This is a genomic window from Candidatus Methanocrinis alkalitolerans (assembly GCF_029167205.1).
Classification (GTDB): Archaea; Halobacteriota; Methanosarcinia; order Methanotrichales; family Methanotrichaceae; genus Methanocrinis; species Methanocrinis alkalitolerans.
Map to the genome: position 1 here is coordinate 42,904 of NZ_JARFPL010000002.1, position 12,578 is coordinate 55,481.

10 protein-coding genes and 1 tRNA gene are annotated in these 12,578 nt (G+C 59.6%); 3 read left to right on the forward strand and 8 right to left on the reverse strand.

Going from position 1 to position 12,578, the window contains the following annotated elements:
• Positions 1 to 46: 46 nt before the first annotated feature.
• From P0O24_RS00945 to P0O24_RS00960, 4 genes are all read right to left on the reverse strand, one after another.
• Complete coding sequence (locus tag P0O24_RS00945; RefSeq protein ID WP_316967865.1) at positions 47 to 1,153, reverse strand: OB-fold nucleic acid binding domain-containing protein; 1,107 nt, start codon at positions 1,151 to 1,153, stop codon at positions 47 to 49.
• Between the two features lie 11 nt (positions 1,154 to 1,164).
• A complete protein-coding gene (locus P0O24_RS00950) occupies positions 1,165 to 2,895 on the reverse strand; it encodes an ATP-binding cassette domain-containing protein (protein ID WP_394356645.1) in 1,731 nt (576 codons plus the stop codon).
• 203 nt (positions 2,896 to 3,098) lie between these two features.
• Entirely contained in the window at positions 3,099 to 5,120 is a 2,022-nt protein-coding gene (gene metG, locus P0O24_RS00955; RefSeq protein WP_316967867.1) for a methionine--tRNA ligase, read from the reverse strand.
• Positions 5,121 to 5,139: 19 nt separating this feature from the next.
• Entirely contained in the window at positions 5,140 to 5,397 is a 258-nt protein-coding gene (locus tag P0O24_RS00960; RefSeq protein ID WP_316967868.1) for a hypothetical protein, read from the reverse strand.
• A gap of 101 nt (positions 5,398 to 5,498) precedes the next feature.
• On the opposite strand from P0O24_RS00960, the gene P0O24_RS00965 reads away from it, so the two are divergent.
• Positions 5,499 to 6,854, forward strand: a complete 1,356-nt coding sequence (locus P0O24_RS00965; RefSeq protein ID WP_316967869.1) for a transcriptional regulator FilR1 domain-containing protein — start codon at positions 5,499 to 5,501, stop codon at positions 6,852 to 6,854.
• 6 nt (positions 6,855 to 6,860) lie between these two features.
• On the opposite strand, the gene P0O24_RS00970 is transcribed toward P0O24_RS00965, so the two are convergent.
• The 3 genes from P0O24_RS00970 to P0O24_RS00980 form a co-directional block, all read right to left on the reverse strand.
• Positions 6,861 to 9,503 carry a CHASE4 domain-containing protein gene (locus P0O24_RS00970; RefSeq protein ID WP_316967870.1) on the reverse strand — a complete coding sequence of 881 codons (2,643 nt, stop codon included), beginning with the start codon at positions 9,501 to 9,503 and terminating at the stop codon, positions 6,861 to 6,863.
• A 28-nt stretch (positions 9,504 to 9,531) separates the two neighbouring features.
• The gene (locus tag P0O24_RS00975; protein WP_316967871.1) at positions 9,532 to 10,038 is read right to left on the reverse strand and encodes a response regulator; all 507 of its coding nucleotides are present in this window, start codon (positions 10,036 to 10,038) and stop codon (positions 9,532 to 9,534) included.
• A 176-nt stretch (positions 10,039 to 10,214) separates the two neighbouring features.
• Positions 10,215 to 10,297, reverse strand: a tRNA-Leu gene (locus P0O24_RS00980).
• Positions 10,298 to 10,395: 98 nt separating this feature from the next.
• Between P0O24_RS00980 and P0O24_RS00985 the strand changes: the two genes are divergently transcribed.
• Positions 10,396 to 10,716: a hypothetical protein gene (locus P0O24_RS00985; protein WP_316967872.1), complete on the forward strand. Its 321-nt coding sequence runs from the start codon at positions 10,396 to 10,398 to the stop codon at positions 10,714 to 10,716.
• Between the two features lie 143 nt (positions 10,717 to 10,859).
• Positions 10,860 to 11,315, forward strand: coding sequence for a GIY-YIG nuclease family protein (locus tag P0O24_RS00990; RefSeq protein ID WP_316967873.1), 456 nt, complete (start codon positions 10,860 to 10,862; stop codon positions 11,313 to 11,315).
• Here the strand turns inward: P0O24_RS00990 and P0O24_RS00995 are convergent.
• Complete coding sequence (locus tag P0O24_RS00995; RefSeq protein WP_316967874.1) at positions 11,271 to 12,500, reverse strand: GntP family permease; 1,230 nt, start codon at positions 12,498 to 12,500, stop codon at positions 11,271 to 11,273. The genes P0O24_RS00990 and P0O24_RS00995 overlap by 45 nt on opposite strands.
• Between the last annotated feature and the right edge of the window lie 78 nt (positions 12,501 to 12,578).

The window sequence follows — 12,578 nt, forward strand, 5'->3', positions numbered from 1 at the left end:
CACCAATCCCAGATGGACCTATTGAACCGTCCCAACCTTAACCCCTTTACTCGGGCGGGGCGAAAGTAACCTTCGTCCTCCAACCGCAGGTCACCTCCAGCTCGCCGTTCCATCCCACCTTCGCCATGCAGTCGAAGAGCTCGATCCGGGATCCGAGGTCGATCCTCTCGATGAGCCGGACGTGGTCGTCCCAGAGGGAGACCTTCACCCTCCCCATATCGTCGGAGATGTAGATGTTGGCGACCCTCCCGATGGTCCCGTCGTCCCTGCCGAACTCCCGGACCTCTCCGAGGCCTGAAACGAACCCAGATATGCTGTATATCGATCCCGCCTCCATCTCCGAGATGGCGGTGATCTTCTCCTGAAACTCGATCAGTTCATCGCTCTTTCTCAACGCCGAGTAGCCCCCCGCCTGGATCTCCACCTGGCCGTACCTCTCCCGGGAGATGGCGTTCACGACCTCCAGCGTCTCCCCCTCTTCGATCTCCATCTCTGCCTTCTCGTTCCAGAGGGTCAGCCTGATCTTCCCGGTATCGTCGCCTAGGGTGACGGACCGGACGAGGCCCACGGTCCCGTCCCGCCGGGAGAACTCCCGGACCTCGCCGGGGTCGACGACCTTCCCGAGGACGGTGATCTCCCCCATGTCCGCCCTAATTTCAGAGATCTTGTAAGCATCGACCCTCGTCTCTATCTCCGCCTCCACCTCCTCGAGCCCCCCGCGATCCAGCGTCACCTCCGTCCCGAAGTACCCCTCCCGGGTGAAGCCCCTCACCCTGAAGGTGTGGCCGACGGCGATCTCTCCTTTCGTCACCGGCTCCACGAGCTCGTCCCAGAGGACGATCCGGACGGTCCCGGTCTCGTCGCCGACGGCGAGGTTCGCCACCCTCCCCAAAGACCCGTCGCCCCTGGGAAACTCGTGGACCGCCGAGATGGATATTACTTTGCCGAGGAAGGTGACCTTCCCGGTCTCGGGCCTTATAGAGGCGACCTTCAGCTCCACCTCGCCGAACTCCCGGGCGACGAGCATCGCCGCTGTCCTCCGGTCGCAGAGCTCCCCCATCAACGAGACCTTCTCTTCGACCCGCGCTTCAAACTCCTGGGGCGAGATCTGACCGGATATCTGGTCGTAGATATCGCCTATCTCCCTGTCCATGAGATCCTCTCTCAGGCCTTCTCCGCCGGAGCCGTCTTCCTGGGGACCTCCTGGAGGTAAGCGGCATCACACCTGGATATGAAGAGGTCGCAGACCTCTTTGGTGTCGCCGTCCGCCAAGACCGACCCCGCGTCGATGAGAACCGCCCTGTGGGATATCTCCCGGACGAAGTCGACGTGGTGGCTGACGAGGAGGATGGTGGTCCCGAACTCGGCGTTGATCCTCTTTATGGCGTTGGAGACCTCCCGGAGGGTTATGGGGTCTATGTCGCCGAAGGGCTCGTCGAGGATGAGGATCTTGGGGTTTGACGCCAGGACGAGGGCGAGGGAGACCCTCACCTTCTCGCCGCCGCTCAGCTCAGAGGGGTACTTGTCCAGGACCGAGGTGTCCAGGTCCATGACCTCGAATATCGGCTCTGCGTACCTCCTCGCCTCCGTCGCAGGAAACCTTGGGAAGAGCTCTTCGAAGATGCCGGTGGTGAGGCCCAGCTTCTCCAAGACCCCTTTTGCGTCATCCTCTGTCATGTCGGTGAGGGAGTAGATGACGTCCAAGACCTTATCGCTGATCCCCAGCTCCTCAGCCACTTTCCGGGCGTGATCGATGACGTCCTGCCCCTTAACCCCCATCTTGTAGCCGATCTGCTCCAGGACCGTCTCCCGGGGCATCAGGGCGAACTCCTGGTACATTATTCCGAGATTTCTTCGAACCTCCATCCTCTCCCGGGAGTACTCCACCATGTCGACCCAGCCGTCTCCAAGCCGGTAGAAGACGGACCCTTCGTCGGGTTTGGCTATCCCCTGGACGATCTTCAGGAGGGTCGTCTTACCCGAGCCGCTGGCTCCTATCAAAGAGGTGATCTCCCCCTCCCTTATATCCAGGTCCAGATCCTCGATTCTGAGGACCTCACCGGTCCCTACGAGATAGTTCCTCTTCCTCAGGTCCACCACCCTGATGGCGGGGGGGGCGTCGCGCCTGGGGGCGAGGGGGTCTGCCTCGCCTATGAGGGAGAGAAACCGATCCAAAACCGCATCCGTATCGCCTTCGTCCCGGATCTCGCCCTGGTCGAGCCAGATGAGCCTATCCGCCAGGTACCGATGGACCTCCGGGAGGTGGGAGACGACTAGGGTGGTGATCCCCAGCTCTCTGTTGACGTTCTTTATGGCGTCGAGGACCTCCTGCTTGGTCGAGGGGCACGCCATCGTCGCCGGCTCGTCCAGGAGGAGGACCTTGGGCTTTTTGGCAAGCTGCCTTGCTATCAAGAGCCTCTGCTTTTCGCCGCCGCTGAGGATGGTGGCAAGCTGCTTCGCCTTCTTCTCCAGCCCCACCACCTTCAGGTACTCCATCGCCTCTGAGATGACCTCCTCGTAGCCGAGGTCGTACTCTGTGGGGATCATCTCGTAGCCGGTCTTCCGGGAGTAGACCCGCTTCACCACATTGTTCAGGGCGGACTCGGTCCAGAGGCCGAAGTCCCTCTGGAGGTGGATGGCGGTGATCTGCCTCTGCGCCTTCACAGTCTCCTGATCCGATTCAGGCGTTATCACGAGGCCGTCTATCTCGATCCTTCCGGAGTCGAAGCTCTCGACGCCCCGGAGGATCTTCATGAGGGTGCTTTTGCCGCTTCCGCTCTTCCCCACGATCCCGAGGATCTCTCCATCTCTGGCGGTGAAGCTGACTCCCTTCAGGGCCTCCACCTGGCGGTCTTTGAGACTGTAGACTTTGTATAAGTTCTCAACCTGGAGCAATATCATGACCTCCTATCTCTTGTCATAAAGCGAATCTATATTTGTATGTGTATTTTTTGAATATTCATCTGGCGCCGCCTTAACTCTGCCGCACCCAGACTATATCGCATCTCTATATCGCATCTCTATATCGCATCTCGACGATCTCTCCCTTCCGGGATCGGATCGGTCGATGGTCGCCTGCCTCGCCGATCCCGGCGAAGTCAGCGGATCTTCGTCCCGGGAGGGGTCTTCGTCTCCGGCACCAGGAGGACGGCGGACCCCTCAAGATCTGCGGCCAGGAGCATCCCCCGGGACTCGACGCCGAAGAGCTTGGCGGGCTCGAGGTTGGCGAGGACGACGATATTTCTGCCCACCAGATCTTCGGGTCGGTGGGTCTTTGCGATCCCCGCCACGATCTGCCTCTCTTCAGACCCGATCTCGACGATGAGACGGAGGAGCTTCTCTGAACCCTTGATCGGCTCGGCCTCTCTGACCACGGCGGTTCTGATGTCGAGCCGCTGGAAATCTTCAAACTTTATGGCAGTCATCTTCTCTTCACCCTTCTTGCCCTTCTTCGCCTCCAGGGCAGCTACACGATCCCTGAATATTTCTTCGAGGTCCGATACCATCGAGTCGTCTATCTTCTCGAAGATGTGCTCGGGGACCCCAAGCTTCCTCCCTGCATCCATGGGGACGAGGGCGTCGTCGAATTGGGCCCAAGCCGCGGTCCCCGAAAGCCCCAGCTGCCTCCAGGCCGATTCCATCTTTTCGGGCATCACCGGCGAGAAGAGGATCGCCAGGGCCTTGGCGATCTGCAGGCAGTTTCTCAATACAGCGCCGCACCTTACCCTGTCGGATTTGGCCAGCTTCCACGGCTCGTGGGACTGAAAGTAAACGTTCCCGAAGTCTGCGAGGGCCATGGCACCGTCGGCGAACTTCTTGAACTCGTACTCCTCCAGGGCCGCCTTCGCCTCGGCTATCGCAGCCTCGATCTTCGCCGTCACCTCCGGGTCGAGGTCGCCCGCGGGGACGGACCGGTCGAAGTTCTTGGCGGTGAAGGTGACGGCCCGGTTGACGAAGTTGCCGAGGGCCCCCACCAGCTCTCCGTTCACCTTCTCTGCGAAGATCTTCCAGGAGAAGTTCAGCTCTTTGGTGTGGGAGGTGTAGGAGGCGAGGTAGTAGCGGAGGAGGTCGGGGTGGAGCCCCTTGTCCAGATAGTCGTCGATCACCCATACGACGTACCCCCTGCTCTTGGAGAAGGTCTTGTTGTCGATCTTAAGCATCCCGCTCGCCACAACGGCGCTGGGGAGGGTGTAGCCCGCTCCCTTCAGCATCGCCGGCCAGAAGATGCAGTGATGGTAGACGATGTCGCCTCCGATGAAGTGGACGATCCGGGACGGATTCCTCCAATACCTCTCAAAGTCGCCGTCGGCCCGGAGGGCCCACTCCTCGGTGAAGGATATGTAGCCGATGGGGGCGTCCACCCAGACGTAGACGACGAGCTCATCGTGCCCGGGAAACTTCACCCCCCAGTCGAGGTTTCGGGTGATGCACCAGTCTTTCAGCTCCTGTTTGACCCACTCCAGGGCGTAGTTCCTGGCGTTCGTCGTCCCCCCGAGTTCCTGGAGGAAATCGACGAGAAAGTCGCTGAACGCCGATAGCTGGAAGAAGTAGTGCTTCTGAGTACGGTATCCGGCCTTGCTCCCGCAGACCTTGCAGAGGGGTTCGGCTATCTCCCCTGGCTCCAGGTGGCGGCCGCACCCCTGGTCGCACTCGTCGCCCCTGGCGGGGGAACCGCAGTAAGGACAGATCCCCTCGACGTATCTATCGGGGAGGGAACGGTCGCAAGATGGGCAGTAGGCCAGCTGGATCTCCTGGGGGTAGACGTAACCCTCCTCCATCAGAGCCTCTACGAGGGAGCGGGTACGGCGGTGGTTTGAGGGGTCGTCGGTATTTCCGAAGTAGTCGAACTCCACCTCCATACGCCCAAAGACGTCGTCGAAGTGTTGGTGGTATAGGGCGACGAGCTCTGTGGGGGTCGTACCCCTCTCCTCGGCGTTGACGACTATGGGGGTCCCATGGGAGTCGGAGCCGCAGATGAAGAGGGGATCTTTTCCTAATTTCTTCAGACCCCGGACGTATATGTCGGCGGGGACGTAGGTCCTGAGGTGGCCGATGTGACAGGGGCCGTTGGCGTAGGGAAGTCCACAGGTTACGAGTATGGGAAGGTCGGATGGAGCCAAATCAGAACACCTGGCGTGGCTATGGGAAACCTCCCAGATATACGTTTCCCATATCAAAAATGGAGGGTCCGTCGCGGAGGTGGACGTCCAAGTCGGCCCAGCGGGTTGGGGAGGAGGCGGCGCCGTCCGCCTCCATCCCCTTCAGCTCTTCCCCCTCCGGCTCCGCGCCGGGCTTGGGGGCCAGGGAGGGAGGAAAGATACATATATGCCCAATTAGAAGGAGGCTAGAGACTGCTATCGATATTATCCGAATGTGCATATCGCCGCCAAAGATCATCTCGCTTCTGATGGGTCGGTCCCCGATATCTCCGTCACCAACCGGGTCATCAAATCCTCAAATTGTGAGAGGCGACGCGGACGGATGGAGTGTGGGGATGGATGAGAGAGAAATCGGTGAAGCTGGTCAGGGCCTTTGCAAGTTCAGAGTTGAGGATGAACATCCTCCTATGTTTAAAAAATGAGAGTAAAGATATAAAAGACTTGCAGGCGGAGCTGGGTGGGAGAAACACCACCATCCTCCACGCCCTCAGGGATATGAGCGATTCTGATCTGGTGGCAAGAGATCGAGATGGTTATAAGCTGACCAACCTCGGAAAGCTTAAAGCCGGCCTCCTCTCGGGGATCCTCAGGACCTTAAACAAACTGGAAGAGAGGCCAGGTTACTGGCTGAACCACGACATAAGCGGCATACCCCCAGTGCTCCTTGAAAGGATCGGCATGCTCTTTCAGTCGGAGATCATATTCTCAGACCCCTCGGAGCCCTTGAAGTCCCACGAGACGCTGAAATCGATGCTGGCGAGATCGAAGAGCATCCGCGCCGTTCTTCCGGCGCTGATATTCCCAAACGGGTCGGATGCTTTCATAAGCGCTCTTAGAAGAGGCAGCTGCTTAGATCTCTTGCTGACCGAGGAAGTGACGGGTTTTCTCATCGCCTCGGATGGAGTCCTGGATCCCGAGTTTAAGAAGTCCTTCAAATTCGATAACTTCAGGCTACGTCTATCCCGAGACGATATGAAGCTCGTCCTGATGGTCACCGAATCCTTCGTCTACCTGGGGCTCTTTCGAGAAGACGGCGTCTACGATATCGCATCGGGTACCATCTATACCGGAGAATGCGCCGTCACCTGGGGTACGAAGCTCTTCGAATATTACGCCGATGGATCCGTGGGCCTCGGCGAAGAGCGGCTGTTGGAGATGGCGTCATCCCAGAGGAGGGTGGCTGCCGAGATGGCAGGGGACGGCCATTTTGATGGAGAGGACCCCTCTCTGGACGGGTCGGAGGCGATAATCCTCGTCGAAGATGACGTCGGCCATGCTGCCCTCATCCACCGGATCTTCGAGGAGAGCGGTTCGAGAAGAGAGTTTCATCACCTGGCGAACCTTCGAGATGCGTTGAGGTGGATCGAGGAGAACAGAGGCCGAACGTTTCTGGTGATAGCAGACTACCTCCTCCCGGACGGCTGTGGCCTCGACCTCACGGGGAATGCGGAACGTCCCCTGGAGGTCGGCTTCCCTCTGGTGATCCTCACCGGGTACGGCTCGGAGAAGATAGCTGTTGCTGCCTTCAAGTCCGGTGCTATGGATTACGTCATAAAAGATGCTGAGAGCATGCAGAAGCTTCCGGAGATCGCAAGGGAGGCCCTTCAGAAATGGCGCAAGAGGACGAGCCGGGACTCGGCCGAAGAGGGGCTGAAGAGCCTCGAGGCGGAGAAGGCCAGCCCTCTAAAGATCTGAGCCTCTTCAAGAGGTCGGAAGGGTGAAGAGGACGGTCGTACCTTTCCCCTCCCCCGGCTCCGCCCAGATCTTCCCTCCATGGACCTCTATGATCCTCCTGACTATAGCAAGTCCGACGCCGCTGCCCTCTGACTCTGGGTCGAGCTTGTAGAATAGGTCGAAGATCTTCTCCCGCTGATCGCTCTCTATCCCGATACCGTTGTCCCGGACGAAGAAGACCGGCCCCACCCCCTCCTTCCGCCATCCTATCTCGATCTCGGGATGGGGCTCGACCCCCATGTACTTGATGCTGTTCTCGACGAGGTTGGTAAGAGCCTCCTCCATCCTCAACCTGTCACCCCGAATGGCAGGCCAGCTCTCCGGGAGGACGACCTTGATAAGCCTTGCTTTTATCTTATCGGATAGAGCTTCTAGAACCTCATGGACGACCTCTCCGAAGGAGACCTCCTCCGGCGGGTTCACCACCCTGCCGATCCGGGAGAGCTCCAGGGTGTCTTTGAGGAGGTGGTCCATCTTGACAGCAGCATCCTCTATCATCCCAAGGTCGGTCTCGATATTATCAAGATCGCCATCGGATATGTCCTCCCTGAGGAAGCCGGCGAACCCCTGGATGGTGACCAGGGGAGATCGAAGGTCGTGGGAGACGGTGTAGACGAACCGCTCCATCTCGGCGTTCTTCGCCTCCACCTCGCCGATCCTCTCCTCTAGCTCGTCCTTAGCCCTCTCCAGCTCCCGGCGGGTCCGGGACCGGATGATCTCCCCGCCGACGATCCCCGCCACCACCTGGAGGGCCGATATCTCGCTATTGGTCCAGACCCTTTCGGAATGGCAGTCGTCGAAGCCGATGAAGCCCCATAGCTGATCCTCCATGATGATGGGGACGATCAGGATGGAGACGATCCCCTGGGGCTCCAGGTACGCCCTCTCCGGCTCGGGGAGGTCCTTGACGAGACCTCTGTAAGGTCTCCCCCTCAAGATCGTCTCATAAAAACGAGATGAATCGGGGAGGTATGGGAGGTTCTGAAGGACGGGGTTGTTTATCTGGGGCTCGATCTCCCCTTTCGTCCACTCGTAACGCTGGCTCATGAGGACCTCCCCATCTTCGGTCCGGTTCTCGAAGATGTAGGCCCGGTCCGCCTCCACCGCCTCTCCCAGGAGCTGGAGGGCGTCGATGATGACGCGGTCGATATCGGAGTTGATGAGGAGAGTGTAGGAGGCTATGGCGGCGGCGGAGAGGAGCATATCCCTTCTGACGAGTTCCATCTCGGCATCTTTCAGATAGGTGATGTCCCTTGAGATGCCGCATATCCCCACTATATTTCCCTGGTCGTCTCTCAGGGGGACCTTGATGGCGTGAAAGGCGGTCGAGATCCCGTCGACGATCTCTCGGGAGACTTCGCCAGCGAAGGGTCTGCCGGAGAGGACCTGGGAGTCTGCCTCGCGAATTATTGCCGCTGTTTCGGGGCCGAAGAGGATCTCGTCCCCTTTTCCCAGGATCTCCGAGGACGACATCTTAAAGATCTTCTCCATTACGGGATTGACCTGGACGTACCTGCTCTCCCGGTCTTTGATGAAGATGCAGTCCTGGGCGGTCTCGAAGATCGCCCGAAACCTCTCCTCGGTCTCCAGAAGCCTATGGTTGTAGATCTCAAGGCGGTCCAGCATCTCGTTGATCGAATCTGCGAGGGTCCCGAGCTCCCCCCGTCTCAACTCAGAAATCCGGCCCTTATCAGGCTCCTCAGACATTTTTATCTCATCGACGGAGGTGGTGATGACGGAGAGAGGGGACAGGACGGACCGTTCCAGGAAGATGAGGACCACCCCCCCGAAGACGAAGCTCGCCAGGACCATCGCCATTAGAAGATAGCCCATGATCTCAGTGCCCCTCTGGTGGATATCCCTCGGAATGTGAGCCTCCAGGAGGATGGACGGAGATCCGCGTATATCCTCGATGGTCTTGAAGGCGAGGAGCGTCTCGTCGTCAACCGGCCTGATCAGGACGGGCGAGTCCCGGTATCCGATACCATTGATCTTCGATGGCGCCTGATGAGGATCGACGGGCACTATCCTCAGGACGCCGTTGATACGACGACCAAGCTCTTCGACCCTGGCCTCGTCGAGGTGGCGACCTACGACGAGGGTGCCTTCGATGGGGCCTTTCCACTGGCTGTCCAGGATGGGGCGAGAGCTTATCATCATCACCCCGCCGTCAAGGGCGATGATCCCGGCTACATGATCTTCTGGGTGGGGATGATAAATGAGGTGGTCGCCCTCAGCGAGGTACGGGACGGCCGGATTATGCCAGGTGGCGTAAACCAATTCGCCGGAGCTGTTGTAAAATAGCATGAAGCTGACGCCCAGGTTGTTGAGGGTTGCTTCGTTCAGGTTAGCCAGGACGTAATCCTCGTTTACGTCTGATACGAACTGGCTGGTTTCATCCCAAGGGGCCCAGTCGCCGCTGATCCTGCCCAGGGCGGCGAGCTCCTCCTGGAGGGCAAAGGCGATGGTTTCGATCTTTCGGCCTGCGTCTTCCTCCTCCAGCTCGTCGAGGCTTTTCGTCATGAGCAGGATCATGACGCCGCTGATGATCGCGATCATGACGAAGATTAGAGCGCCGGTGACTAAAAGAGTGCTTTTCCGCAGAGTCATGACACTTCAGCCTCAGGGTCTTCAGGGTTTATCGCTCCTCCACAAGAACATAGCTTCCCTCATCCGTTTCAGGTGGGTCTAGGGCGCCGGTTACATTCGAACCAGTATCTTTTACCTCCTCGACGATCTTCTGCAGCTCTTCCAGTCGGAGGGGCTTTGTCAGGTAGCCGTTGACTTGGTGGCTGCGAGCCTTCTGCAGATCCTCTTCATTGGTGGAGGTGGTGAGGACGACGACTGGGATCGTCTTCAGCCTCTCGGAGCTCTTCATCTCAGAGAGGACCTGGTGGCCGTCGACCTTCGGGAGCCGGAGGTCCAGGATCGCCAGCCTCGGAAGAACGGCCTCCTCGGTCCCACGCCTCCGGAGATAGTCCAGCGCCGCATTCCCGTCCCTCACCCAGTCGATCCCGCCGGAGAAGCCGAGCCGCTCAAAGGACCTCATGACTATCATGGCGTGAGCGTTATCGTCCTCTACCAGCAGGATCTGGAAAGACTCTTCCGCCTTCCCGATCTCCTCAACACCTCGATCTTCCCTCATCTCTCCCCAACCACCTTCTCCATCAGACCATCTGAGCTCCCTGATGATGGGCGAGATCCACGATACCCGTCAGCGATATGAAGATGGCCCTTGAAAAATAACGACGACCGACGGGGATTATCGGCGATTGCTGAGAATAGATCAAGGCCCACCGACTGCATAAAGGGGCGATAAGGTGCGGGGAACGGGATTCGAACCCGCGAACTCCTGCGAGACGGGATCTTAAGTCCCGCGCCTTTGGCCACTTGGCAACCCCCGCCCGATCTACTGTGCAAAACCGTGATACTTCAAGGCTTTGAACTGGAGCGCACCGACGCATGCGGAGTTGAAGCGCGCAAGATAAATAGTTTCCCGCAAGTGCAAACCCATCCCGAAACGTCCGGATTTGAGGACGGTGAGGTCCTCGCCGTGATCGGCGAGCTCCACGCCTACAAATCCATCCCCGGCACCACCCTCCGAAGGTACGTCAACCGGGTCCAGAGCTCCATCGATACCGACTGCAGGCCCGCCTTCCTCAAGGGGATGATCGTGGGGACTGCGATCTGGGAGAACCTGGTAGTCGACCGCGCCGACCTTGAGAGGCGGATCGACGGCGAGATGAAGAGGAGGCTGCGACGGATCATCGAAGACCTCGACCGGTCTGATGCTGATCCGATCCGAGATCCACAGGTAGGATAGAGACGATAGACAGATCTGAGAGAGACAGATCTGAGATCGACCAAATTCGAACCCGGCCGTCCTTCAATCAGCCCTCTTCTTATCATATCAACAGCTCTCCCACGCCCAAACCTGTTATACCCCAAAATCCAATTCCGTCCTCCATGGAGAAAGGGATATACACCCTCGTCCTCCGGCTGGAGTCGGACCGGGTGATAGAGGTCGGCTCCCTGGGCCCGGTCCGTTTCAAGGAGGGGTACTACGCCTACACCGGCTCCGCCCGGGGCGCAGGCGGCCTCGCCCGGGTCGCCCGCCACATCGCCGTTATGGAGGGGACGAACCCCGCTCGAAGGTGGCACATAGACCGGCTCCTCCCCATCTCGACCCTGGTGGAGGTGGTGGCCACCGTCACCGGGGATGACCTGGAGTGCGCCATCGCCAGAAAGATCGGCGAACGGCTCCCTTCCGTCGACAATTTCGGCTCTACCGACTGCCACTGCCCCTCCCACCTCCACTTCTCCTCCGATCGCCAGGAGATCCTGGAGGCGGTGAGGGCCGCCCACCCTCGGCCGTCCTCAGACGAGAAGGAGGTGGCGGAGGATGGTAGCAAAGAAGACTAAGAGGCCGCAGATGGTGAGGGGAAGGGTGTAGCCGATGAGCGCCTCCTTCAGACCTGAACCCGTAGTATCCTTCACCAGCCAGAAGTAGGGGTCGCTGAAGCTGGAGAATAGATAGGCCCCCGCGGCGATGGAGAAGAGGAGGGTGACGGGCTCCAGGGGGTAGCCGCTCATCATCTCGGCGGCGATCACCACCGTCACCACCCTCGACCCCTGTGCGAGCTGGATGAGGGACGCCACCAGAAAGGGGAGAACTACTGCCGGAACGAGCTGCCCCAGCCCTGCATATAGATCGGGGCCGAGGCCGCTCTCGGCGATGACGTAACCGAAGGCCCCAGCCCCGCATAAATCGAAGATGATGACCCCCGCCCTCCTGGTCGCCGCCCGGATCATCTCTGCAGCCTCTTTTTTGGCCATAGCCACCGAGAGGAGCGCCCCGGCCAGGAGGGCGACGTCGGGGGACCCAAAGAACCACGGATCGGAAGAGAAGATGCCGACGACGATCAGAACCAGGGGGAGAGCCAGGGGCGCCCATGAGAGGAGCCTCGGGGGGAGGGGGGCGGTCTGCGCCGGCGCCACCGTCTCCTCGACGACGGAAAGGCGTTTGAGGTAGAGGAAGGCGAAAACGAGGAGGAGAAGAGAGAGGGGGAGGCCGAACTTCACAGCCTCGAGGGGGTCGACCCCCAGGGACCCGGTGAGGGTGACCATCACCGGCGACGGGTATACGAGGTTGAAGGATATCAAAGAGAAGAGGGCCACCGAATAGAGGTACCTCCTCGCCGACCCCCCCTCCGTCCTCCCCATCTCCCTCACCACCGGCTCAAGGATCAGGTAAGATGTCAACGGGCACATCGCCGGGAGCGCCACCAGGTACCCCGACAGGCCGGAGGCAAAAAGCCCCCCCTTCTGGCCGACGAGCAAAAGAAGGTCTGCGACGATCCTCTCCACCGCCCTGGACCGACGGAGCTGCTCGGCGATCACCGACCCGGAGAAGACGATGATCGCCAGGGCCGAGAAGATCCGGGCCAGCCCCGTCGATACCGTGCCCGTCAGCTCCGGACCCATCCCGACGAGGACCCCGAAGACGAGAGCCGAGACGACGAGGCTCAGGAAGGGGGAGAGGCCGATCCTGGCCGTCATGATGCCCACCAATAGGATAGCCACCAGGAAGGCAGGGAGGAGGTCCATGGAGGAGGTGTATCACCGTATCCCTATAAAAGGCCCGCCCAGAATTTTTTTATGAGTTAGATAATATGAAATATAACT